The 24,237-nt window shown below is 62.3% G+C and carries 16 protein-coding genes and 1 pseudogene; 9 read left to right on the top strand and 8 right to left on the bottom strand.

The features are described 5' to 3' along the window. Positions 1 to 78: 78 nt before the first annotated feature. Both IFT99_RS20415 and IFT99_RS20410 read right to left on the bottom strand, forming a co-directional pair. Complete coding sequence (locus IFT99_RS20415; protein ID WP_192134687.1) at positions 79 to 1,758, bottom strand: MFS transporter; 1,680 nt, start codon at positions 1,756 to 1,758, stop codon at positions 79 to 81. Positions 1,759 to 1,836: 78 nt separating this feature from the next. Continuing rightward, positions 1,837 to 3,009 carry an XdhC family protein gene (locus IFT99_RS20410; protein WP_192134685.1) on the bottom strand — a complete coding sequence of 391 codons (1,173 nt, stop codon included), beginning with the start codon at positions 3,007 to 3,009 and terminating at the stop codon, positions 1,837 to 1,839. A 459-nt stretch (positions 3,010 to 3,468) separates the two neighbouring features. Between IFT99_RS20410 and egtB the strand changes: the two genes are divergently transcribed. The 3 genes from egtB (at position 3,469) to IFT99_RS20395 (ending at position 8,007) form a co-directional block, all read left to right on the top strand. Continuing rightward, on the top strand, positions 3,469 to 5,616 hold the full coding sequence (egtB, locus tag IFT99_RS20405) for an ergothioneine biosynthesis protein EgtB (protein ID WP_192134683.1): 2,148 nt from the start codon (positions 3,469 to 3,471) through the stop codon (positions 5,614 to 5,616). 138 nt (positions 5,617 to 5,754) lie between these two features. Next, positions 5,755 to 6,852, top strand: coding sequence for an enoyl-CoA hydratase/isomerase family protein (locus IFT99_RS20400; protein WP_192134681.1), 1,098 nt, complete (start codon positions 5,755 to 5,757; stop codon positions 6,850 to 6,852). Positions 6,853 to 6,855: 3 nt separating this feature from the next. Beyond that, a complete protein-coding gene (locus IFT99_RS20395; protein ID WP_192134679.1) occupies positions 6,856 to 8,007 on the top strand; it encodes an acyl-CoA dehydrogenase family protein in 1,152 nt (383 codons plus the stop codon). 77 nt (positions 8,008 to 8,084) lie between these two features. Here IFT99_RS20395 and IFT99_RS20390 read toward each other — a convergent pair whose 3' ends face one another. Together IFT99_RS20390 and IFT99_RS20385 are read right to left on the bottom strand one after the other, a co-directional pair. Continuing rightward, the gene (locus IFT99_RS20390) at positions 8,085 to 13,376 is read right to left on the bottom strand and encodes a dermonecrotic toxin domain-containing protein (RefSeq protein ID WP_192134677.1); all 5,292 of its coding nucleotides are present in this window, start codon (positions 13,374 to 13,376) and stop codon (positions 8,085 to 8,087) included. Positions 13,377 to 13,603: 227 nt separating this feature from the next. Beyond that, complete coding sequence (locus tag IFT99_RS20385) at positions 13,604 to 14,167, bottom strand: NADPH-dependent FMN reductase (RefSeq protein WP_065986466.1); 564 nt, start codon at positions 14,165 to 14,167, stop codon at positions 13,604 to 13,606. 329 nt (positions 14,168 to 14,496) lie between these two features. Here IFT99_RS20385 and IFT99_RS20380 point away from each other — a divergent pair, with 329 nt between their 5' ends. Beyond that, on the top strand, positions 14,497 to 14,709 hold the full coding sequence (locus IFT99_RS20380; RefSeq protein ID WP_083232993.1) for a hypothetical protein: 213 nt from the start codon (positions 14,497 to 14,499) through the stop codon (positions 14,707 to 14,709). 81 nt (positions 14,710 to 14,790) lie between these two features. On the opposite strand, the gene IFT99_RS20375 is transcribed toward IFT99_RS20380, so the two are convergent. The 4 genes from IFT99_RS20375 to IFT99_RS20360 all read right to left on the bottom strand — a co-directional run bounded on the left by IFT99_RS20375 (position 14,791) and on the right by IFT99_RS20360 (position 17,668). Continuing rightward, entirely contained in the window at positions 14,791 to 15,360 is a 570-nt protein-coding gene (locus tag IFT99_RS20375; RefSeq protein ID WP_065986465.1) for a GNAT family N-acetyltransferase, read from the bottom strand. 58 nt (positions 15,361 to 15,418) lie between these two features. Next, positions 15,419 to 16,171: a DNA polymerase III subunit epsilon gene (dnaQ, locus tag IFT99_RS20370; protein ID WP_192134836.1), complete on the bottom strand. Its 753-nt coding sequence runs from the start codon at positions 16,169 to 16,171 to the stop codon at positions 15,419 to 15,421. Positions 16,172 to 16,411: 240 nt separating this feature from the next. Further along, positions 16,412 to 16,864, bottom strand: a complete 453-nt coding sequence (rnhA, locus tag IFT99_RS20365) for a ribonuclease HI (protein WP_192134675.1) — start codon at positions 16,862 to 16,864, stop codon at positions 16,412 to 16,414. 45 nt (positions 16,865 to 16,909) lie between these two features. Continuing rightward, on the bottom strand, positions 16,910 to 17,668 hold the full coding sequence (locus IFT99_RS20360; RefSeq protein ID WP_065986459.1) for a class I SAM-dependent methyltransferase: 759 nt from the start codon (positions 17,666 to 17,668) through the stop codon (positions 16,910 to 16,912). 99 nt (positions 17,669 to 17,767) lie between these two features. On the opposite strand from IFT99_RS20360, the gene gloB reads away from it, so the two are divergent. The 5 genes and pseudogenes from gloB to IFT99_RS20340 all read left to right on the top strand — a co-directional run bounded on the left by gloB (position 17,768) and on the right by IFT99_RS20340 (position 24,237). After that, positions 17,768 to 18,547, top strand: a complete 780-nt coding sequence (gene gloB, locus IFT99_RS20355) for a hydroxyacylglutathione hydrolase (protein WP_192134673.1) — start codon at positions 17,768 to 17,770, stop codon at positions 18,545 to 18,547. Positions 18,548 to 18,646: 99 nt separating this feature from the next. After that, positions 18,647 to 18,755: pseudogene (locus tag IFT99_RS26950) on the top strand (lytic transglycosylase domain-containing protein); the annotation flags it as partial. Positions 18,756 to 18,823: 68 nt separating this feature from the next. Continuing rightward, positions 18,824 to 20,260 (top strand): LysM peptidoglycan-binding domain-containing protein, encoded by a 1,437-nt coding sequence (locus IFT99_RS20350; RefSeq protein ID WP_446731147.1) that lies wholly within the window; start codon positions 18,824 to 18,826, stop codon positions 20,258 to 20,260. A gap of 255 nt (positions 20,261 to 20,515) precedes the next feature. Next, entirely contained in the window at positions 20,516 to 22,345 is a 1,830-nt protein-coding gene (locus IFT99_RS20345) for an extracellular solute-binding protein (RefSeq protein ID WP_192134669.1), read from the top strand. After that, entirely contained in the window at positions 22,342 to 24,237 is a 1,896-nt protein-coding gene (locus IFT99_RS20340; protein WP_192134667.1) for an extracellular solute-binding protein, read from the top strand. Before IFT99_RS20345 ends, IFT99_RS20340 begins: the two co-directional genes overlap by 4 nt.

Genomic DNA, 24,237 nt, shown 5'->3' with positions numbered 1-24,237 from the left:
CTGCGGAGGTTGCCTGAGACGGAGCCGAGCCGCCCGTAGAACTGTTGGAAGCGTTGCCAGAAGGTTTACCGGGTTCTGTCATGAAGGTTGAGCGCCAGAAGGTGTGAGAGGAGATGCCGCAGGGGTCGCCGGAGTAAAGGGAGCGACCGGCTCGGTGGTGATCCACAGCCAGGTGGCGCGGCTGGTGATCCAGATCATGGTCAGCACCGCGATGACAGCGATCAGCATGAACACATCGTTGTACGCCAGGGTATTGGCTTCGCGGGTGGCGGCGGTCGCCAGCGAGCGAATGCCCAGGCTGGTGCGCGCGGCCGGGTCGGCGATGGCGGAAATATACGCGCCGCTCGCGCTTTGCAGGCGCGACTGCACCTGGGCATCGATCAGCGTGACGTGCTCGACGATATGCGCCGAGTGAAATTTCTCGCGCCACACCTGAAAGGTGCCCAGCAACGCCGAGCCGATCAAGCTGCCGACGTTCTGGGTAATCCCGAACATCACCGAAAAACTGACCATGTTGCGCGGGTTGCTGATCACCCCGCTGATGCCCATCACCAGGGTCGGCCCCAGAAAGAAGGTGCCGCCGAACGCCAGCAAAAACTGGCTGAAATACATCTGCGGCTCGCGGGTGAGGCTGGTCGAGAAGCTGTCCATGCTCGAGCCGATCGCCATCAACGCCAGGGAAATAATCAGCGGCTTGAACAGGTGCTGGGGATTGATCGTCAGCGCGCTGACCGCAAGGCCCGCAACGCTGCCCAGCAGCATGAACAGGTACAGCGTGTGCAACTGCTCGGTGCCCTGATTCAGGCCCTGAAGAAAACCGACCGCGCCGGTGGATTGCTCCGACAGCACGATGCGCGTCAGCAGCACGCCGAAGGCGAAGCGGATCATCCGGCCACTGCCCAGCCAGCGGGTAATCAACAGCGGGCGGGTGCGGTTGTGCTCGATGCACAGTCCGGCGAGGATCAGCACGATGGACGACGCCAGGGCGATGCCGATCCACGGCTCTTCAAGCCACCATTCGATCCGCCCCAGGGACAACGCCGCGCACAATGCCGCAAAGCCTGATGCCAGCAAGGCGAAGGTCAGGAAGTCGAGTTTTTCGAAGGCTTTGAAGCGATCACCGGGTGGCAGTTTGAGAATCAGCACGCAGCCCAGGGACAGCAGGCACATGCCCAGTTCGAACAGGTAAAGCCCGCGCCACTCGGCAATCTGCAGCAGGTCTTCGGAGACCAGTCGCGCCAGCGGCGTTGCCAGCTGCGCCGTGCCGAGGCCCAGCACCAGCGCTTTTATCCGCCACTTCTGCGGGAAGGCCTGGATCATGTAATACAGGCCCAGCGAACTCAGCGCCGCGCCGACCATGCCATGGGCCGCTCGAACGGCAACCGCCGATTCGATGTCGTTGACGAACAGGTGAGCAAAGGTGACCAGGGCGTACAGCACCAGGAACACTTCAGTGAACGCCCGCAAACCAAACTGCTGGCGAAACTTCACCAGCAGCAGGTTCATCGACACGTTGGTCATGACATACGCGGCGGGCAGCCAGGCGATTTCGGCCTGGGTAGCGCCGAGCGAGCCCTGCAGGTACTGGAGGTTGGCGACCACCAGCGCATTGCCGAGCCCGCCGGTCAGCGCCACGATGACGCCAACGATGGCATAGGCCCAGCGTTTCGGCGTCGCGTGCAAGGGCGTCGACGGCGACCCCGGCAACGTCGGTCGCTCGTGGGGGGCCCAGTCGTGGGGTCTGTACTTGTCGTTCATTGAGCGAACCTGATGAATGCCATGCAATACCACTGAAGCGCGATGGGGCGGGCTCTATCAGCGCTGCCCCCGTCAAAGCTAGCTGATCATTCTCAGTTCGCGCGCCTGCTCCAGTGTGACATCCACTGCGTGAATGCTCGCTTGCCTGTGTTTGAGCATCCCGCCGCTGCGGCCGTTGAACACCGCATTGATCTCCGAAAGAATCGACAACGCCACGCTGTGCGGCGCGTCGTCGCCCAGATCAAGGCCAACCGGGTAATGGAGGCTGGCTTTAGCCGCGGCGTCGCGGAGCTGATCCGGCAGTTCGTCGAGCAAACGCTCGGTGCGGCTGCGCGGCCCGAGCTGGCCGATATAGCGCGGCGTCGATTCAAGGACCTGCCCCAGCCAGTGACGGTCCTGGGTCAGGCTGTGGGTCATCACCACCACGGCGGCATCGGCGACCATTGCGTGCAATTCAGGCATCGGCTGCAGCGGCGCGGACAGCACCTGGTCGGCGTCCGGGAAACGCTGGGGCCGGGCGAAGTGCGAGCGCGCATCGATCACCGTGATGTGCCAGCCCTGCAGCCGCGCCATGCTGACCAGCGGCATCGCGTCGTGCCCGGCACCGAAGACCACCAGCCGGCGGGGCGCAGCGATGTATTCGAGGAGCACTTCGACGGCGCCGTCGGCGCTGTCGTAAGTACGTGTGGCTGAACGGCGGGCGTCGAGCACCGTTTTCAGGTCCTCGGCCACGGCCGTCGCCAGCCAGCGTTCGCGCATTTCACTCTGGACCTGCCCGGATGCACGGATGGCCACCCGCTCGCCCAGTGCCGTGTGGCGTTCGCTTTGCGTACCGATCACTGTCGCCAGCGCAGCGCCAGTGCCGCTCGCCTTGACCTCACGCAGCACGTCGACCACCAGGCTCGCCGCCTGCGGATCTATCCGTTCGAAGAGGATGTGCACCGTGCCGTTGCAGCCCAGGCCGAAGCTGAGTTCGGCATCTTCGAGCTCGTCGTCATCCTCGCCGGTGCTGTACGTGCGCATGGACGGCTTGCCGTTGGCGGTCAGCCACCAGGCCTTCTTGCTGACGTCGCTTTCCAGGCATCCGCCGCTGACGGTGCCGGTGGCTTCGCCCATCGGCGCAATAATCATCCGCGCGCCGGGGCGCCGGTAAGCCGAGCCTTCGACCTTGACCACCGTGGCGATCACCACTTCCTGCTGCCCGGTCTGCGCTTCATCAAGCGCCCCCAGCAGACTGGATAGATCATTCATGCGCGTCCCCAAAAACCGGTTCATTCATCTGACGTGATTCACTTTTAACCTGACTCCTGACCTGCAACGCCCCTGCCCTCTCGGACAAACGTGCTGTTGTGCTGACTGCCAGTTGCCGCGCAGGTTCAGGTTTTGCCCACAAGACGTACGTCCTGGGTAGCGCAACTGCGCTGGAATGGCCGGCAGGGTAACGCAGACTGGCCGCTCATTGGCCATCGGTCACCGACTGCGCGAATCAACCCACGCTGTGACTACACTCGGTGCGTGCCGTTAAATCCATGCAAACGCTGATGACTCAAGGCATCGACGTACGCGTGGGCAGTGGCCATCCTTCGTTTGGATATTTCGGTTGAACATTCCGGGCCACACGAGCCTCAAACCCTGAATCGCCGTACCGCCTGGCTGCGTGGAATCACTCCACCGGGTCCACCGGGCATCGGCAACGCCGGAGAGCACCTGATGACGCGCCAACTACGCCAGCTTCGTGAAACATCCGCTACCCACACCCTGTGCCAGCGCTTTCAAAGTGTGCGGGAACGTACCGAATTTCTGGTCGAGCCACTGAGCGCCGAGGACATGGTGGTGCAGTCGATGCCCGACGCCAGCCCGGCCAAGTGGCACATGGCGCACACCACGTGGTTCTTCGAAACCTTTCTGCTGGCGCCGAATCTGCCGGGTTATGAAGCCTTCGATCCGACATTCGGTTACCTGTTCAATTCCTATTACGAAGCGGTCGGCCCGCGTCATCCCCGCCCCCAACGCGGGTTGATGACCCGGCCAAGCGTCGATCAGGTGCTGGCCTACCGCAGGCACGTCGACGAAAACATGACGACGCTGTTGATGACGCCGCTCAGCGACGAGATGACCAGCCTGATCGAGCTGGGTCTTGCCCACGAGGAGCAGCATCAGGAGCTGCTGCTGATGGACATTCTTCATCTGTTCAGCCTGTCGTCCCTGAAACCCGCCTACAGCCCGCGCTGGCCGAAAGACCCATCGGGGCGTCGCGGTCACTTCAAGCCGCTGAGCGCCGGCCTGACCGAGATCGGCCACGACGGCGACGGTTTTTCTTTCGACAACGAAGGCCCGCGCCACACCACGTATTTGCAGTCCTTTGAGATCAGCGACCGGCTGGTGACCAACGGCGAGTGGCTGAGTTTTATTGCCGACGGCGGCTACCACACTGCCGCCCTGTGGCTGTCCGAGGGCTGGAGCCTGGTGCAGGAAAACGGCTGGAACTCGCCCATGTACTGGCAGCACGACGAGAACGGCTGGAAGCGCATGAGCCTGCGCGGCCTTGAGTCGATCGACCCGTCTGCGCCGGTGACCCACATCAGTTATTACGAAGCCGCCGCATTCGCCCTCTGGGCCGACGCGCGCCTGCCCACCGAAGCGGAATGGGAAGCCGCCGCCCGCGCCGGCTTGCTCGAGCAGGTGGACGACGTCGCCTGGCAGTGGACGCAAAGCGCCTACAGCGCCTACCCAGGCTTCAAGCCCTCAGTGGGCGCGGTCGGTGAGTACAACGGCAAATTCATGGTCAATCAGATGGTCCTGCGCGGCGGCGCCAGCGTCACGTCGCCCGATCATTGCCGTCTGACCTACCGCAACTTCTTCCACGCCGACAAGCGCTGGATGGTCTCCGGCCTGCGTCTGGCCCGTGACAGCCGTCAGCCCGGCGTCGTGGACCCGAACGACAGCGAATTCGCCCGGGACGTGGTGGCCGGTCTTGGCGCTGCGGTGAAAACCCTGTCGCCCAAGTATTTCTACGACGCAGCGGGTTCCGACCTGTTCGAAGCCATCTGCGAAACCCCCGAGTACTACCCGACCCGCGCCGAAACCGGGCTGCTGAAAGGCATCGCCGCGCAGATTGCCGCGACCATTCCCTCCGGCGCAGCGCTGGTGGAGTTCGGCAGCGGCGCCAGCGAGAAGACGCGCCTGGTGCTCGATGCCGCGCCGCACATCGCCGTTTACGTGCCGATCGACATCAGCGCAACGGCGCTCAACAAGGCCGCGCGGTCATTGCGCCAGCGCTACCCTGCGCTGATCGTTGCCCCGCAAGTCGATGACTTTACCCGGGTGCTCACCCTGCCTGAAGAAGCCGACGGCCACACCCGCGTGGGCTTCTTCCCGGGTTCCACCATCGGCAACTTCAGCCACGAGCAGGCCGTGGATTTCCTCCACAGCGCCCATGAGGTCCTGGGGGAAAACGCGCATTTCATCGTCGGTGTCGATATGGTCAAGGATGAGCAGACACTGGTAGCGGCTTACGATGACGCCGAGGGCGTGACCGCGCAGTTCAACAAGAACCTGCTGACCCGCATCAATCGCGAGCTGAACGCCGACTTCGATGTGTCCGCCTTCGATCATCTGGCGGTGTGGAACGCCGACCAGGCCTGCATGGAAATGCACCTGGTCAGCCGCAAGCAGCAGAGCGTCACCGTCGCCGGGCACACCTTCCGCTTTGCCGCCGGGGAACGACTGCACACTGAGAACTCCCACAAGTTTACCGTTGAATCGTTCACCGAATTGGCCGCCCGTGCAGGGTGGACCGTCAGCGAATGCTGGATCAGCGAGGCGCCGGAAATGGCGCTGTTCAGCCTGCAGGCGTGACTGGGGTCATGCGCCCGGCCCCGCAGGAATCTTCATTTTCATTTGCAAAATGGCGCTGGTAGCATCCATCAGCACCCTCACGGATCCCGGCTGTTCAGCCGGGAATTGAGTACAACAAAAATCAACAGGGATTCAGCGATGACGGCTCAGGTACTACCTGCCGAATACGCGGGCGAGCAATCAGCCTGCGAGAGCGTTCTGTCCGACGTACGCAATCATATCGGTCACATCACCCTCAACCGCCCCCAGGGCTTGAACGCCATCGACCTGCACATGGTGCGGCAGCTGCAGTTTCAGCTGGACGCCTGGGCGAAGGATGACAACGTTTACGCCGTGGTCCTGCGCGGATCAGGCGAAAAGGCGTTTTGCGCCGGCGGCGACATCCGCTCGCTGTACGACAGCTTCAAAACCGGTCGAAACGAGCACCTGGACTTCTTCGTCGAAGAATACGCGCTGGACCTCACCCTTCATCATTACCGCAAACCCGTGATTGCCCTGATGGACGGCTTCGTGCTAGGCGGTGGCATGGGCCTGGCCCAGGGGGCGGACCTGCGCGTGGTCACCGAACGCAGCCGTCTGGCAATGCCGGAAGTGGCGATCGGTTATTTCCCTGACGTAGGCGGCAGCTACTTTCTGCCCCGGATACCGGGCGAGCTGGGGATTTACCTCGGCGTCACCGGCGTGCAGATCCAGGCCGCCGATGCGCTGTATTGCGGGCTGGCGAACTGGTACCTCAACAGCCAGCGCCTTGAAGACCTCGATCTGCAGTTGGATAACCTGAAGTGGAGCCTGACCCCGCTCAAGGATGTACAGGGCGCGCTGGCGAAACTCGGCGTGCAGCACTTGCCTGCGCCGCCGCTGGCAAAGCTGCGGCCGGCCATTGATCATTTCTTCGCGCTGCCGGACATCCCGAGCATCATCGAACAACTGCTGGAGGTGACCGTCCACGACACCCATGCCTGGGCCGTCGACACTGCCAACCTGATGCAGACCCGTTCACCCCTGGCGATGGCGGTCACTCTGGAGCTGCTGCGCCGCGGCCGGCATATGCCGCTTGAGCGTTGCTTCGCCCTGGAGCTGCATCTGGACCGCCGGTGGTTTGAACGCGGTGACCTGATCGAAGGCGTGCGCGCCTTGATCGTCGACAAAGACAAGAAACCGCAATGGAGCCCCTCCAGCGTGCAGGCCTTGAATGCCGAGCACGTGGCAAGCTTCTTCAGCGGTCATGAGGCGTGACCTATGCAAGATCTTGAATTGACCGAAGAACAAGTGATGATCCGCGACATGGCGCGGGACTTCGCGCGCAATGAAATCGCGCCCCATGCCCAGGCCTGGGAAAAGGCCGGCTGGATCGACGACGCGCTCGTGGCAAAGATGGGCGAATTGGGCCTGCTCGGCATGATCGTCCCCGAGGAATGGGGCGGCAGCTACATCGACTATGTCGCCTATGCGCTGGCCGTCGAAGAAATCTCTGCCGCCGACGGCGCCACCGGTACGCTCATGAGCGTGCACAGCTCGGTGGGCTGCGGGCCGGTGCTCAATTACGGCAGCGACGCGCAGAAACAACAGTGGCTGGAAAAACTCGCCAGCGGCCAGGCCATCGGCTGCTTCTGCCTGACCGAACCCCAGGCCGGCTCCGAAGCCCACAACCTGCGCACCCGTGCCGAATTGAAAGACGGCGAGTGGGTGCTCAACGGCGCCAAGCAGTTCGTCAGCAACGGCAAGCGCGCACAGCTGGCGATCGTCTTCGCGGTGACCGACCCGGAGCTGGGCAAGCGCGGCCTGTCAGCGTTTCTGGTGCCCACCGACAACCCCGGCTACCGCGTCGACCGCATGGAACACAAGATGGGTATCCGTGCATCCGACACCTGCGCCGTGACCCTGAGCGATTGCCGGATTCCGGCGGAAAACCTCTTGGGTGAACGCGGCAAGGGACTGTCCATTGCCCTTTCAAACCTGGAAGGCGGACGCATCGGCATTGCCGCCCAGGCCCTGGGCATCGCCCGTGCGGCATTCGAGGCGGCACTGGGCTACGCCCGTGAGCGGGTGCAGTTCGACAAGCCGATCATCGAGCACCAGAGCGTCGCCAATCTGCTGGCCGACATGCACACCCGCATCAACGCCTCACGGCTGCTGGTCCTGCACGCCGCGCGCTTGAGAACGGCGGGCAAACCCTGTCTGTCGGAAGCGTCCCAGGCCAAGCTGTTCGCCTCGGAAATGGCCGAATGGGTCTGTTCCAAGGCGGTGCAGATTCACGGCGGCTACGGCTATCTGGAAGATTACCCGGTGGAGCGATACTACCGGGACGCGCGGATCACCCAGATCTACGAAGGCTCCAGCGAAATCCAGCGCCTGCTGATCGCCCGCGAGCTGCGCCACTACTCGCTGTAAGGTACGTGCCGGCTCGCCGACACCGGCGCCTGCCCATCAAGGACAGACGCCGAGCCTGAAGGCTCGGCGTCTGTCACTCAGCGGCCGCCCGGCGAAGGGCTCGGCACGACAAAGCTTCGGCGCCCCAGCCGCAGCACCAGCAGGGTTACCGAATCGGCGTTGGCCAGAATAACCCGGCTGCGTTTCTGGGCATCGCTCATAAACACATCGCGGGCATCGTCCAGGGTCTTGCACTTGGTGAGCTTCAGGATCGCGTCGTACTCGAAACTCTCCTCCTCATCGAAATCGCGCCACTCGCCGTCCGTGAATTGCAGAAACAGGTCCTTCTTCACGCTCAGATGCGACAACCCAGACGATTGCATGCGTTCGATGTCTCCCCTCAGCTTGATGTTGTTGGCATTGTTTTCCAGCAGCAGGTCGGGATACGGCGCCGTGCTTTCCAGGTAGGCAATGTCGTGGGTATCGAGCACCAGATGCGAGAGTTCATGGATCAAGGTGGCCGCGCGGTAATGGGCCGGGCAATCGAACCCTTCGTTCGCCGCCTCAGGCTTCAGTGGAAACGGCGGCGCATCAAAATACCGGTCGGTCAGAAACACGCGCTGTTTCGGGTCTCGTTTAATGACGAAGCCCATGGTGCCCTCCCGCCCCGAGCGGTTGGTGCCCACCACAAAGCGTGGCGAAGAATAGGGTGACAGCGACGCATCCATCACTTCATCAAACAGCGCCTTGACCGCGCGTTCGGTGTCGACCAGCAGCTCTTGACCGGGCTCACTGACCCCGAAAAAGTCGCCAATGATCTGCGTGACCCTCGGGTCCAGCGGCGTGCCGGGGGCATGCACGTTGAGGTTGTCCAGCGCATTTTCGAGGTACCTTTTGGCCTGCAGATGGGCTTCACCGATACGCTGGGCGCGCTCCCGATAGAAGGTCCGTATGTCGGCCATGCCGCTGGCCTCGATAAGCAGCACGTCGTCAGCACTGACATCGGCAGCGTGGCTCCGCAGTTTGGTCATGGCCCCGCCGCCGCCCTTCAGACCGGACTCGATATCCAGCTGCCAGCGCTGCCTGTCGTCCAGCTTCAGGCTCGGGCCGGGCGATCGGTCGGGGCCGATAATCATCCAGCGGCCACTCTCGGCCTGACGGCGCACTTCATAGACCCGCCCGGAAACAGCAGCATACGCCCTGCCGTTTTCCGTGTTCATGAACAGACTCAGCAGGTCGTCCCGGCGCAAGTCCTTGAGCGAGACGTTCCGGGCCTCCAGCGCATGCAGACGGGTCAGCTGCTCGCCTGTGAGCGTGGCGCCTCCCCAGAAGAACACCGGCGCAGGCACCTCCTCGCCCTCCACCAGATCGGCGCTGATCAACTCGTCTTTTTCAGCCTGGTCCCGGGCCGTCATCATGACGCCCAGGGCGGCAGAAAATTCGGAGAGGGCTTCCCCCCAGTGACGCCCGGAGGCCGACGCGGCTGACGCACGAAACAACGTATGGCTCTGCCACAGCGCGATCATCGTGCCAAGCTTGCCGGGCATGACACTCAGTACCTGCTCAAGGCCAAGGGACGCCAGAAACTGGCGTGACGCGTGATCGGCCTCCTGATTCGTGACCGTGTCGGACTTACCGATGTCCACCAGCAGGCTCATGGTGTCGGTGAACATGAACTGCAGCGAGTTGCCGTTTTCCTCAGCCAGTGACACCGTGACCGGACCCGGTGTGTGTGTCGGCACATCCCCGAACCCCTGCGCAAAGAACGGCAGGTGAGGCTCAATGAAGCCGCCGTGTTCATACCGCTTGCGAACTTCCGGGTCCACTCGCTGCAGCAACAACGCTTGCAGGCTCGCATCACTGCGGATATCGGCCTCCAGCGCCGACAGGCTGGCGTACTCGCGGAAGACAAAATCGCGGTGGAACACGGCGTGCAGGATCACCGGACCGCTGGCGCCCGCCTCGGCGCAGATCAGATAAATGCCCTTGAGGATGTCGGGCGTCATGCCTGCGTCGGCGACCAGCCGCAACGCACTGATAATGACGCGCACCCCGTTGACCGGTTCACGGGCGATCCCGTCAGGCATCTCAACCACACGCGAGATGAACGCGTAGGCTTCGGCGCTCAGCTGTCCTTCAAGCTTCTGCTGCATCGCCACCGCCTGCATCATCGGTGGCAGTTGGTCGATAAACAGCTTGTTGCGCCTCACCCATTTGGCATCCGCGGGGTTCAACGTCTGACGCAGCAGCGTCCTGAATCCTGTGCCGACGTCCAGCTTTCGCACCGTGCTGCGCAGGTAATCGGGCGTGATCAGGCGGGCTGCCTCTGGGTCGCCGGCGTCATTGATGCTCAATACACCGTCCGGGATGTCGGAAAAGCGATTGATCGCGTAATCGGTCAGCGTCTCACTGTGCACGAGGGTGGCGGCCGGAATCCCTGACGGGATCTGGCCAACGCCGGTGGGCGCCGCAACGTAGCGGCGCTGGGTGACGGTGATCTCGTCGGGGTGCAGGACATGCTCGGGAAAATCCTTGCGCATCTGTTCGAGCAGCCGGTCGCGTGCGTAATCCGAGAGCGTCGGGATGTCGAAGAGAAAGTCTTCCTCGCCGTCGCTGGCCAGAAAGAAACGACGCCATATCGCGTTATACGCTCGAAGGTCGCCGGGCGATGCCGCCTTCAGCCAGTCCGGCAGCAGCTCTTGAAAGAGCGTGTTATCGATCCGCACCGACAGGGCATCGAGCATCTCGATCAATTGCGTGTCCAGCTCGGTGGCCCGGGCAAGGCGCGTGAACAGCCCGGCTTCAAAGCGACAACGCCGGGCGCGGGCGCACATCTGCTGGAGGTTCTGTGACTGTCGGTCAAACACGCTTTGCTGCAACGCCTCGATCGCGTGGCCGGCGCGATGACTGAAATGAATGCGAATCGGACCCGCAGGGTGCGCTTGCAGGTGGTTGCGCAGCAGCACACGGTCGCGTTCCCCCAAAAGCGCCAGCCAACGCTCGCTATGAGCGCCACGCAAGCGACTGCCTATTTTGTCGCTCAATGCCTGCTTGGAGACGAAATACTCCCAGCCCAGCTGGCAGCTCCAGAACATCACGCCCGCATCGAGGGCCAGGGGTTGCCAGAGGGCCATTGAGTCACTGAGGGTGGCCCCCGGCTGTGGGCCGTAGACCAGCGACACCGCAAACACTTCAGTGGTCGGCGCCCCCGGCTCGGTCCGCTGCGCGCGGACCGGCGCGTTCAGCACTTGCATGACCATGCTCGCCGACGCGCTTGTCACCTGCTCCATTCGCTGGCGCAGTGCCAGATCGAGCCGCAACGTGTCTTCCCTGAGGACCAGCGCCATGGCAACCGGTTGCAGCTGCCTGTCGCCCAGACGCGCAAGGCCCGTGCGCAAGCGCCTGAAGTGGTCGAGATAACGTTCGATGAAATCCGCCGCCACGCGCTTGAGCATGAAGCGGATGAGCTCGATATCCAGGTGTGCCCCCGCGGCCTGGGCGGTGAGCAGCACCTGCGCCGACGATTCGAGCGGATCGCAACGGTGTCCGCTGACGCGTTCCAGCAACAGCGCCACCAGATCCATCGACGTGGCACTCAAGGTCTCACTGATGGCGACGGAGTCTGGTTCGACATCGGAGGAGCCCAGCGGCAGCGACTCCAGCCAGCGCACCCGCACCTCGCTCGCGCGCAATCCCCGGGCCGACGCCACGCACAGATATCGTTGCAGCGCCTGCTCGGCGTAACCGGCAAGGACGTTGTCCAGCTCGCGAAGATGCGCCGCATTGGCATCGAACACTTGGGTTCGCTCCAGCCAGGAAGGCGGCGTTGGTTGCAGTTGGGTCGGCTGGGAAGGGTCGGACGCTGACAGTTGACTGCCAATGCTCTCTGGCTCCGTGACGGCCACCACCAAGTCATCGTTGGCGCTGCTGCACCAGACGGCGGCGAAGTCCATTGGCTGCTCGCGGCGCCAGCGTCCGGCGCTGAAGTGCAGTTGACGAGGGTCGATCAGTTGGCGCACGTCCAGCGCGTCGTCGTACATCGCCGAGATCATTTCCGACTCGGTCGACAACCCCGTGACGAACTGCAGATTGCGCGCCTGCAGCGCAAGGATGGAATCAACCCGTTCGCCCAGCAGGGGCCCGCTGATGCGTTGCATCGAAAGGGACAGGGCGCCTTCGCGCAGCAACAGGGGCTGATCGGCCAGCGCCAGTGTCGGGCGGAGCATCTCGCGTCCTTCCGGGGTCGAGCAAAAGGCACTCAGCGCCGTCAGATTGGCGAATCGGCGCAGGCCGTGCTCCGGCGTAAACCACAGCAACGGCAACGCTGCCGGGCTGACATCGAAGACCAGGGTGCCGGCCAGTGGCTTTGCAGGGGCGCCCGGCACATGCAGCGCGAGACGACTGCAGTGGAACTCGGCGTCTGATGCGGTAAAGCGCGGCCCGGCCACGAGCAACGGCCGCAACAACGCTTGCTCCTGCCGAGTGAGATTCGCCTCGTGGCCATAACGGTAGAGCTCATGGCACAGGCTCGTGGCGTAAATTTGCATGGCCATGTCACGGCACGAACCGGCCGCGTGTCGCTGCCCCCAATAGTCGCTTAGCAATTGGGCGAATCGAGCAGGCACCGCAGGAATCGTCTCGCGTATGGCCTGAGCGAACAACGCCGCATCGCTGTCGCTCGCCACTCGCCCCTGCGCATCCAGGTACTGCATCGTCACGCCCTGGTCCAGCTCGGCACGGCACACGGCTTCATACGCCGTTTGAACCAGCGTCTGGGTCCTGAACACGAGTTCTTCTTCGGCACTGGAAGCCGGCTGCACCAGGCGCATGAGGTGCGTCGCCGGATCCATCTGCTGATCCGGCAACAGCCGGCGCAGCTGCAGGGCCAGGGACGAATTGACCGCGCCGATCAGGTCCGGGATCAGCTTCAACTGGTCGGTGAACTGCCTGACTGAATGGGCCTGGTACTCAACGATGGCTTCCATTTGCGCCTGGAAAGCATCGCCGTCGATTTTTTCGTATTCGAACGAGGCCAATGGATCATCGTTGGCAAATCGCCTGAGCAGCGTCGCCAAAAGCTGTGCGCGATCCTCGAAAGCTTCAACACCGGACGCAAGGGTAAACAGAAACACACGCGGATCGGCGGTCTGGCCATGGCTGAACATCAACGCCGCGCTGAGCTCCAGCGAGTTGGGCAGGCCGTCATTGAGCAGCAGCTGATCCACTCGGACCGGATCGGCATCATCGGTTGCCGGCGCGCCTGCTGCGCGTTTCAGCCAAGTCTGTTCGGATGACACGAGAAGATCGGCAGTGACGGCGCGGTCGAGTTCTTCGAGGAAGCGCCGTCGCAATGACGCGCTGTTGAAGTACGTGGTGGTAACGGTGGACATGACAACTCCTTGAGCACAAGCGCCCACGGCCGGCATTGGCCGGGCATGGGCAGGAAAGGCTGGGAGCGTAGGGAAGAAATCCACCGCGATTGCGGTACATAACGCTATACACGGGCAAGGAAATTCAGGATTGACTGACGAAGGCGCGACGATCTTGCGCGGTGGGTGCGAGGGGCCGGCACGCGGCGTTGCGCGCAGGCCCTTTCACCGAAAGACGGTACAGATGATCAGGCTTTCAAGGTGCGCGCAACGTGGCCGGCGAATGCATCGATGATGTTCTGCAGGAACGGGCGGGTTTTCTCGCTCAGCTTGCCGTGTTCGTCAAAGAAGGTCCCGGCGTTGCCCAGATAGGCTTCCGGTTGCTGCATGCACAGCACGTCGAGGAACACGAAGCACTGGCGCAAATGCTGGTTGGCGCCAAAACCACCGATCGCCCCGGGCGACGCACTGACCACGGCCGCCGGTTTGGCGCTGCCCCATGCGCTTTTGCCGTAGGGCCGCGAGCCAACGTCGATGGCGTTTTTCAGCGCGCCCGGCACTGAACGGTTGTATTCGGGGGTGACGAACAGAAACCCGTCTGCGCCCTGCAGGGCCTGACGGAAGGCGGTGTAAGCGGCAGGCGGCGAATCCGCGTCGATGTCTTCGTTGTACAACGGCAGGTCGCCGATTTCGACGATGCTCAGCTTCAGGCTGGACGGCGCCAGCTCAGCCAGTGCGTGGGCCACTTTGCGGTTGATGGAGTCTTTCCTCAAGCTGCCGACGATGACTGCAATCGAATGAACCTGGCTCATGAAACGGACCTTCTGCTGTGGGAGGAGACAACAGTTATAGATGAAACATGAGTGCAATTCTGTGTTGTTTTTCCGTTGCTAATCATCGAAGCGTTCGATGCTGGCCCGTGGGTTATCGGCCCCTGCTTTGGGCGGGCCGTGCTACCGTCGGTCGCGACTATTTTTCCAATCGCCGAAAACTCCCCCCGGAAACGGCGGTCTGACTGCCTTAGGCGAATAAGGTCCCCGGACAAATTTGGGAATTACCTTACAAGCGGACACGGTTTATTCACTCGCGGTGTTAGGATGCGAGCGAAAACGAGCAGTTATTTCCAGAGGTTACAAAGCAAATGGCTTCAGTTCTAGTTGGGCAATTTCATGCGAGGGATGCGGAGGGACGCGTTTACTCGGTGCATGAATTCCGTGAATCACAGCCTGACGAGGCTGATGGAAAGGAGCCCGTTTCCACTTATCGCCTGGCCATTGGCGACCGCGTCAAACATTTGGGCGGAGAGGAATTCGAGTTGATTCAGGGCAAGGTCAAGCTCATACGAGAGCATTGAAACACCGCTGCAAGCCCGCCTCTTTCCACACAGGCCGCTGACATCGCGCGGCCATGAGTCAGGTCAGAGGGGCTTGCCGCTTCAATCGACGCCCGGGGCGTCGAACAGCAGATACCAGAAAATCGCCGCCTCCTGCGTCAACGGTTCTATCGCGCGATACCGCAGATGATCGACCCCGCCGACCACAAACCCGTAGCGCTCATATAACCGGCACGCCTCCAGATTGTTGTTCTGGGTTTCCAGGGTGATGCCCGGCAGCCCGCGCTTGCGGCTCCAGAACTGCGCCACATCCAGCAGCTTTTGTGCCACGCCATTGCGTCGCGCCCCGGTATCGACCGCCAGCTCGTCGATGTGAGCGAAACCGTTCCAATGCTCGCTGACCACCACATGCCCGACCGGCTGCTCATCGAGCCAGGCCACCAGCACCGTGCCGTCGGCGGCGTCCCGATAATTGCAGAACTCTTCGGAATCGATGCCGTAATTTTTCAGGTAAGGCTCGACTGCATCGACGTGCCACTGCGCCACGGGCTCGCCGATCTGCACCCGGGCATAGCCGGTGACGGTGAAGGTGAACTCGCTATTGAGGATGTAATCCTCGAAGCATTCGTCAGCGACACGAATGCTGAAAGTCGGGCTGGACGTGTTCACCATGTGCCTCCTGCACGATTACCGGGATCGACATCACCTTCTATGAAGGCCGCTGCCGCCTTCAGGCTTCCGCCCGGGCCTGAACCTGGGCTTCGAGCAACTGGGTCCACAGGGCCGGGGCACCGGCGGATTTGGCGATCACGGCCAGCCGGGCTTCGTGCTCCGCCAGTTCGGCCTCGCTGGCGAGGATGATGCGTCCCGGCGTGCGGTTGGCGATGCGGCGGATCTCCGATGGGCGATCGGCGCCGCCCTCTCCGTCGTTGTTGCCGGCCAGCGACAGGGTCGTCTGGCCACCGGTCATCGCCAGATAGACTTCCGCGAGAATCTCGGAGTCGAGCAATGCGCCGTGAAGCTCACGGCCGGAGTTGTCGACGTCGTAGCGTTTGCACAGCGCATCAAGGCTGTTGCGCTGGCCCGGATGACGCTCGCGGGCCATGGCCAGGGTGTCGAGGATCGTGCAGTAACTGCTGAGATTGGCGCGATCGTGCTGGCCGATCAGGGCGAATTCGTTGTTCAGAAAGCCGACGTCGAACGCCGCGTTGTGGATGATCAGCTGCGCGCCTTTGACGAACTCGAAGAACTCGTCGGCGACTTCAGCGAAACGCGGTTTACCGATCAGGAACTGGTCGGTGATGCCGTGAACGCCAATGGCGCCCTCGTCACTCTCCCGGTCCGGTTGCAGGTAAACGTGGAAATGCCGCCCGGTCAGACGCCGGCCAATCAGCTCGACGCAGCCGATTTCGATGACCCGGTGGCCGTCGGTGACGGGCATACCGGTGGTCTCGGTATCGAGGACAACCCTTCGTTCAGTGATGATGTTTTGTACAGTCATTGCCTACCGCCTCAGCTTCAGGCGCGGATATTAGCATGGCGGTTTTGGGATGTGCGCGCGCAGCTATCGCCTTCTGGCGACAGGCGCACGCTGTTTCTGTAGGAGCCGGCTTGCTGGCGAACGCGTTGTGTCAGGGATGAAGATGTCGGCTGAACGCATGGATTCGCCAGCAAGCCGGCTCCTACACTCGTCATCATCAGCGTCACCAAGACTGTGTCTTGATCAAGCGTGCTTGATACCGCGCACTTCATCCACACCACGGTTCGCCAACTGGTCAGCGCGCTCGTTACCAGGATGGCCAATGTGGCCGCGCACCCACTTCCAGCTCACATTGTGCCGGCCGACCTGCTCGTCCAGCTGCTTCCACAGATCGGCGTTTTTTACCGGTTCCTTCGCTGCCGTTTTCCAGCCGCGCTTCTTCCAGTTGACCATCCACTCGGTGATGCCTTTCATCACGTACTGCGAGTCGGTCACCAGGATCACTTCGCACGGCCGCTTCAGTTCTTCGAGACCGCGAATGGCGCCCAGCAGCTCCATGCGGTTGTTGGTGGTGTTGGCTTCACCGCCCCAGAGTTCTTTTTCGACGCCTTTGCACACCAGCAACGCGCCCCAGCCGCCGGGGCCCGGGTTGCCCTTGCAGGCGCCATCGGTGAAGAGTTCTACGGTATCGCTCATTACGATGTTTCCAGAAATTGAGAAAGCGTGGCGTCAGCCGGTGAATCAGGGCTCGGGCGTGCGCCGATTGACCTTGGCCATCGGCAGAGGCAGCAGTTTGCCCATGGGCTCGCGGCGCGGCATGCGCACGGGCCGCAGCCCTACACTCATCTTGCGCGCGATCAATAGATAGAAGCCGCCGCCGGGACTTTGCCAGCCATCGCCGAGACGTTCGAGCCCGGCCAGACGAGCCTGCCACTTGGGCGAAGCGAGCGGCGGACGATAGCACCCGAAGCGGCGTTTCTCCAGCGCGAAGCCCAGCAGGTTAAGCCAGTCGCCGACCCGCGATGGCGAGATGCAGCGCGCCCTGCGCAGGGCATCATTGGCGAAGAAATGGCGGATGCCCCAGGTGCTCCAGGGGTTGATCCCGACGATCACCAGATGCCCGCCGGGGCGCACGCTGCTGGCGGCTTCGCGCAACAGGCCGTGGGGCGACAGACAGAAATCCAGACCGTGCTGCATGACCACCACATCCGCGGCGTGCTCGCTCAAAGGCCAGGCCTGCTCTTCGCAGACAATCTCGACGCCCGGCAACGGCGCGCCCAGTCGCACGTTGCGCTGCACTTGCTTCGCCGCCGGCGGCGTTTGCGCCGACGGGCCGTAATGCACCAGATAACCGCCAAAAAAACGCTCAAGCTCTTGCTCCAGCACACGGCTTTCTTCTTCCAGCAACAACTGCCCCAGGGGCCCGGACAGCCAGTCGCGGGCGGCGCTGATCAGCTCAAGCCACTCGGGATCGGCCTGGGCGAACGCTTCATCGGTCATTTCCGGTCTCCATGAGAGGGTCATTGCGATAGAGACTCGCCTCGAGTCTGTTCAGACCCTAAGATGCTTCTCTATGTTTCCAGCCAAGCGAACCGCGCCATGATACAGGTCGATGCCCTGCCCGCTTTCAGCGATAACTACATCTGGTTGTTACAAGACAATGCCGTCAAACGCTGCGCCGTGGTTGACCCGGGTGATGCCGCCCCCGTCATCGCCTGGCTTGAGCGCAACCCGGACTGGCGCCTGACCGACATTCTCATCACCCATCACCACGCCGACCACACCGGCGGCGTCGCGCAACTGAAAACGCTCACCGACGCCAAGGTCTACGGCCCGGCCAATGAGAAGATTCCGGCGCGGGACGTGGCCCTGTCCGACAACGATCAGCTCACCGTACTCGGCCTGACATTCAGCGTCCATGCGGTCCCCGGCCACACCCTGGGCCACATCGCCTTTTACCATGCCGACGCACAACAGCCGCTGCTGTTCTGCGGCGACACACTGTTCGCCGCCGGTTGCGGCCGCTTGTTCGAAGGCACCCCGCAGCAGATGCATCATTCCCTGAGCCGACTCGCCGAGCTGCCCGACAGCACCCTCGTGTACTGCGCCCACGAGTACACCTTGAGCAATTTGCGCTTCGCCGTGGCGGTTGAACCGGACAACGCCGACGTGCTGAAGCGTTTTGAAGAAGTGACGCGATGGCGTGCGCAAAATCGTATCAGTGTGCCGTCGACGCTGGCACTGGAGCGCAAGACCAATCCGTTTCTGCGAGCCGCCGTCATCTCCGTGAAACAAAAAGCAGACGAACGGAGCGGAACCCATAACGCGACGGCCACAGAGGTCTTTGCCGTGCTGCGGGCATGGAAAGATAAGTTCTAAACAGGCTGCGAATCAGCACGGAAATTCTGAAAGGTTGACCGTTCACCAGTCACTTTCTAGAATCGCCCGACATTTTCGCCTGGAACTATCCCCCAGCCAATGTCGTCATCTATACGCAAAACCTTCAATTCCGACACATTGACTCGGTTGGCCCAGGCAATCGCAGTGGTCGCGAGCGCGACACTGGCAGGCTGCCAGAGCACCGGCGGCCTCGAATCCGGGAACGGTTCCAGTGCCGCCCATCCCGTCGCCAGCACTAAGCCAAAACCTGTTTATATCGCGCGCAAACCTGTCCCCCTCGCACCGCCCCATGATGTGTGGGAGCGCATGCGTCAAGGTTTCCAGTTGCAAGACGGCAACGACCAGAATCCGCGGATCGATCAGCAGCGTCTCTGGTACGCGAACAACCCTTCGTTTCTCGAAACCGCCGGTAACCGCGGCAGTCTTTACATGCACTACATCGTCGAGCGTCTGGAAGAACGCAACATGCCCCTTGAGCTGGCGTTGCTGCCGGTGATCGAGAGCGCGTACAACCCGATGGCCTTGTCGCGCAGCGATGCGGCGGGGATCTGGCAGTTCATTCCGTCCACCGGCCGCTACTTCAACCTGCGTCAAACCAATTTTTACGACGGCCGCCGCGACATCACCGCGTCCACTACCGCAGCGCTGGACTACCTGACCAAGCTGCACGACATGTTCAACGGTGACTGGCTGCTGGCACTGGCGGCCTATAACGCCGGCGAAGGCACGGTCAGCCGCGCCATCGAACGCAACGAAAAGCTCAACCTGCCCACCGATTACTGGAACCTGCCGCTGCCGCAGGAAACCCGCGACTACGTGCCTAAATTGCTGGCGCTGTCCCAGGTGGTGATGTCGCCGGACGCCTATGGCGTCAACCTCAACCCGATCGACAACAAGCCGTACTTCCAGGTCGTCGAGCTGAATCAGCGCATGGACCTGTCGAAAGTCGCCGCCATGGCGAACATCGACGAGGACGAGCTGGTGCAGCTCAACCCGGCGTTCAAGAAGCGTCTGACCATCGACGGCCCTCAGCACCTGCTGGTGCCGACGTCGAAATCCCAGTTGCTGACCGCCAACCTGTCGAACATGAAGCCTGAAGAACTGGTCGACTGGCAGCAATACCGCGTGCGTCCGGGCGACAGCCTGGCCAGCATCGCCAGCCGCTACAAGGTGTCGACCAGCACCCTCAAGGACATCAACAAGCTGTCCGGCAATCAGGTGAAACGCGGCCAGGCGCTGACGATTCCGGTGCAGCCCGGCATGCAGTACGCGATGCCGGTGTTCGAAGAAGTCGCCGAGGTGGACGAAAAGCCGGCGCGCACCCGCAGCTACAGGGTGAAGAAGGGCGACAACCTGGTGCAGATCGCGCGCATCAACAAGGTCGACGTCAAGGATTTACAGCACTGGAACAAGCTGTCCGGCCAGAACCTCAAGGTCGGCCAGACGCTGGTCATGCAGGACAACAGCAAACCGGCGAAAGCCAGCTCACGCGCCGTGGCCAAGGCTGACAACAGCGCCAGGGGCGAAGACGCCGGCAAGAAGTCGATGCAGTACAAGATCCAGAAAGGCGATTCGATGTACCTCGTCGCCAAGCGCTTCAACGTCGAAATGCAGCACCTCAAGCGCTGGAATCCGCGCAGCGGCCAGGCCCTCAAGCCAGGGCAGACACTGACGGTGTACCTGCCGCACTGATGAGTCGCAGGCAACGCCGATGCTCTTTGTAGGAGTGTGGCTTGTCCCGCGATCGGCGACAAAGTCGTCGTAAAACCTCTGTTCACGATCTGCCAGGCATACCGCACTCTCAGGATTTACTGCCGGTCCCCGGCAGATCGCGGGACAAGCCACGCTCCTACAGATGTTGCGTCAGCCTGACACCTCCGCACTGCCCTTTTTCCAGCCGATACAAGCTGTTACTGTGACCGACCGCTGCCTGGATCGACCGCCGACTTGATACGTCACCTGCTGCTGACTTTCAGCCTGGTCTTGAGCACGACAGCCGCCGCGACCATCAGCGAAAGCCATGGTTACGCACAATTCGGCGTCCTCAAGTACCCTGCCAGCTTCACGCATTTCGACTGGGTCAATCCTGAGGCGCCGAAGGCTGGCACCCTGCGAATCATGGCCAACGGCACGTTCGACACCCTCAACCCGTACACCTTCAAGGGCAGCAGCCCGATTTCGACGGCCAACTTCGGCCAGTACGGCGTCAGCGAGCTGAACGAACCACTGATGGTCGGCACGGGACAGTACGACCCCTCCGGCGATGAACCCACCTCCAGTTACGGCCTGATCGCCAAAACCGTCGAGTACAGCGACGACCGCAGCTGGGTGGTGTTCAACCTGCGCCCCGAAGCGCGCTTTCACGACGGCAAGCCGATTACCGCCTACGACGTGGCGTTTTCCTATAGAACGTTACTGAAGGACGGTCACCCGCAGTACCGCACGGCGTTGCAGGAAGTGCAGCGTGTGGACATCCTCAACCGCCACCGCATTCGTTTCGTGTTCAAGCGCTCCGGCAACCCATTACTGATTCTGCGCCTCGGCGAACTGCCGGTTCTGCCGCAGCATTACTGGAAGAACCGCGACTTCAAGGCCACCTCCTTCGATGCCCCGTTGGGCAGCGGCCCCTACCGCATCACCCAGGTGCGGCCGGGGCGCAGCCTGGTGTTCGAGCGGGTGAAGGACTATTGGGGCAAGGACCTGCCGGTCAACCGCGGCAAGTACAACTTCAACCGCGTCGAAGTGGAGTTCTACCGCGACGCCGACGTAGCGTTCGAAGCGTTCAAGGCGGGCGAGTTCGACATCTACATCGAGCATCAGGCGAAGAACTGGCTCACCGGTTATGACTTCCCGGCGGTGACCGAGGGCAAGGTGATCAAGGCGCAGATCCCGCACCAGATCCCCACGCAGACCCAAGGGCTGTTCATGAACACCCGTCGCGGCGCGTTCGCCGACATCCGTGTGCGCGAAGCCCTGGGGCTGATGTTCAACTTCGAGTGGACCAACCGCACGCTGTTCAATGACGCCTATATGCGCTCGACCAGCTACTACCCCAACAGCGAATTCACTTCCAGCGGACTGCCCGCCGGTCGTGAGTTCCTCATGCTCGCCCCCTACCGCGAGCAGTTGCCGGCCAGGCTGTTCACCCAGCCCTTCGCGGTGTCGAAAACCGACGGCGGCGGCGTGCCCCGGGATTCCATTCGCAAGGCGCTGGGGCTGCTGGCCGACGCGGGCTGGACATTCACCGAGCGCGGTTTGACCAACAGCGCCGGGCAGCCGTTGCGTTTCGAAATACTTCTGGTCAATCCCAACCTGGAGCGAATCCTGCAGCCCTACATCGAAGACCTCACGCGGATTGGCGTCGACGCGCACCTGCGCACCGTTGACCGCGCTCAGTACAAACAGCGGCTGGACCAGTTCGATTTCGACATGATTCTGATGACCCTGAACCAGACCCTCAGCCCGGGGCTGGAGCAATGGCAGTATTTCCATTCCAGCCAGGCCACCATCAAAGGCAGCAAAAACTACGCCGGCGTCGCCAACCCGGTGGTCGACAACCTGCTCAACCAGCTGTTGGCCGCGAAGACCCGGGATGATCAGGTGGCGGCGACCCGTGCACTGGATCGCGTGTTGCTGTGGCAGCACTACATGATCCCCAACTGGTACCTCAATAATCACCGTCTGGCGTACCGCAACCGGTTCGCCATGGTCACCACCCCGCCCTATACCCTGGGCCTGCGTGCGTGGTGGCTCAAGCCTTCGGAGAAAACCCAATGACTGCCCTGCGCTCCCTGACCCGCGCCGGCGGCCTGTTTCTGAGCCCGTTCGTGCTGGCCCCGCTGCTGCTGGGCGTAACCTGTGCAACCCAGGCGGCTCCGCAACACGCCATCACCCTGTACAACGAAGCGCCGAAATACCCCGCGGACTTCAAGCATTTCGATTACGTGAACCCGGACGCGCCCAAAGGCGGGATTCTGCGCAGCGCCGGGTTTGGCGGCTTCGACAGCCTCAACCCGTTCATCAGCAAGGGCGTGCCTGCCGACGACATCGGCCTGATCTACGACACCCTTGCCCGCCAGGGCCTGGACGAGCCTTTCACCGAATATGGCCTGATCGCCGGCAAGATCGAAAAAGCCCCGGACAACAGCTGGGTGCGTTTCTACCTGCGGCCCGAAGCGAAATTCAATGACGGCCACCCGGTCCGCGCCGAAGACGTGGTGTTCAGCTTCGAGACCCTGATCAAGGACGGCTCGCCGCTGTACCGCAGTTACTACGCGGACGTTGATCAGGCCGTCGCCGAAAACCCGACCACGGTGCTGTTCAAGTTCAAGCACAACGACAACCGCGAACTGCCGCTGATCCTCGGCCAGTTGCCGGTGTTGCCTAAACATTGGTGGGCCACCCGCGACTTCAGCAAGGGCAACCTGGAAATTCCGCTGGGCAGCGGGCCGTACAAGGTGGTCGAAGTCAAAGCCGGACGCTCGGTTCGCTACGAGCGGGTCAAGGACTACTGGGGCAAGGACCTGCCAATCAACAAGGGCTTCTACAACTTTGATCGGCTGTCCACCGACTACTACCGCGACAACACGGTGGCCCTCGAAGCTTTAAAAGCTGGTGCTTTCGACTTCTGGCAGGAGATGGCGGCGAAGAACTGGGCGACGGCCTACGACGTTCCGGCGGTCAGAGAGGGCCGTCTGATCAAGGAAGAAATCCCCAACGGCAATCCTCAGGGCATGCAGGGCTTTATCTTCAACCTGCGCAAGCCGATGTTCCAGGACGTGCGCGTGCGTCAGGCCCTCAGCCTGTTGCTCGACTTCGAGTGGACCAACAAGCAGCTGTTCTTCGGCAGCTACACCCGCACCAAAAGCTATTTCGACAATTCCGACATGGGCGCAAAAGGCCTGCCGACGCCTGCCGAACTGAAGATTCTGGAACCCCTGCGCGGCAAGCTGCCCGAATCGGTGTTCACTGAGGCATTCAAGCTGCCGGTCACCGATGGCAGCGGCATCATCCGCGAGCAACAGCGCAAGGCGTTCCAGCTGCTCAAGGACGCCGGCTGGAAGATCGTCGGCGACAAGATGGTCGACACCGACGGCAAGCCGGTCACCATCGAGTTTCTGCTGGCCCAGACCGAATTCGAGCGCGTGCTGCTGCCGTACAAACGCAACCTGGCCGACATCGGCATTGATCTGGAAATCCGCCGGGTCGATGTCTCCCAGTACATCACCCGCCGCCGCTCACGGGACTACGACATGATCGTCGGCAGTTTCCCGCAATCGAGCTCCCCGGGTAACGAACAGCGTGAATACTGGGATTCCTCCGCCGCCGACAAGCCGGGTAGCTACAACGTGATCGGCCTAAAAGACCCGGCGATCGACACGCTGGTGAGCGGCTTGATCAACGCCGACTCGCGCCAGAGCCTGATCGACCACACCCGCGCCCTCGACCGCGCGCTGCTGTGGGGCTACTACGTGATCCCGAACTGGCACATCAAGACCTGGCGCGTGGCGTACTGGGATCACCTGGGCCACCCGGGCAAAACCCCGCTCTACGACATCGGCACCGTGACCTGGTGGGTCAAGCCCGACGCGACGCCGGCCATTCCCGTGCAGGCCGCGCCAGATCAGATGCCGGCCGACGCCGAGTCAGCCAAAGGCACGGAGCGATAA

It is taken from the genome of Pseudomonas sp. CFBP 8772, assembly GCF_014841665.1.
GTDB classification, from domain to species: domain Bacteria; phylum Pseudomonadota; class Gammaproteobacteria; order Pseudomonadales; family Pseudomonadaceae; genus Aquipseudomonas; species Aquipseudomonas graminis_B.
This window is presented reverse-complemented; position numbering and strand designations above follow the sequence as displayed.

Bases quoted from the DNA above. Each gene is read 5' to 3' on its own strand.
- IFT99_RS20415 (WP_192134687.1), bottom strand. From the start codon at position 1,758: ATGAACGACAAGTACAGACCCCACGACTGGGCCCCCCACGAGCGACCG.
- IFT99_RS20410 (WP_192134685.1), bottom strand. From the start codon at position 3,009: ATGAATGATCTATCCAGTCTGCTGGGGGCGCTTGATGAAGCGCAGACC.
- egtB (WP_192134683.1), top strand. From the start codon at position 3,469: ATGACGCGCCAACTACGCCAGCTTCGTGAAACATCCGCTACCCACACC.
- IFT99_RS20400 (WP_192134681.1), top strand. From the start codon at position 5,755: ATGACGGCTCAGGTACTACCTGCCGAATACGCGGGCGAGCAATCAGCC.
- IFT99_RS20395 (WP_192134679.1), top strand. From the start codon at position 6,856: ATGCAAGATCTTGAATTGACCGAAGAACAAGTGATGATCCGCGACATG.
- IFT99_RS20390 (WP_192134677.1), bottom strand. From the start codon at position 13,376: ATGTCCACCGTTACCACCACGTACTTCAACAGCGCGTCATTGCGACGG.
- IFT99_RS20385 (WP_065986466.1), bottom strand. From the start codon at position 14,167: ATGAGCCAGGTTCATTCGATTGCAGTCATCGTCGGCAGCTTGAGGAAA.
- IFT99_RS20380 (WP_083232993.1), top strand. From the start codon at position 14,497: ATGGCTTCAGTTCTAGTTGGGCAATTTCATGCGAGGGATGCGGAGGGA.
- IFT99_RS20375 (WP_065986465.1), bottom strand. From the start codon at position 15,360: ATGGTGAACACGTCCAGCCCGACTTTCAGCATTCGTGTCGCTGACGAA.
- rnhA (WP_192134675.1), bottom strand. From the start codon at position 16,864: ATGAGCGATACCGTAGAACTCTTCACCGATGGCGCCTGCAAGGGCAAC.
- IFT99_RS20360 (WP_065986459.1), bottom strand. From the start codon at position 17,668: ATGACCGATGAAGCGTTCGCCCAGGCCGATCCCGAGTGGCTTGAGCTG.
- gloB (WP_192134673.1), top strand. From the start codon at position 17,768: ATGATACAGGTCGATGCCCTGCCCGCTTTCAGCGATAACTACATCTGG.
- IFT99_RS20340 (WP_192134667.1), top strand. From the start codon at position 22,342: ATGACTGCCCTGCGCTCCCTGACCCGCGCCGGCGGCCTGTTTCTGAGC.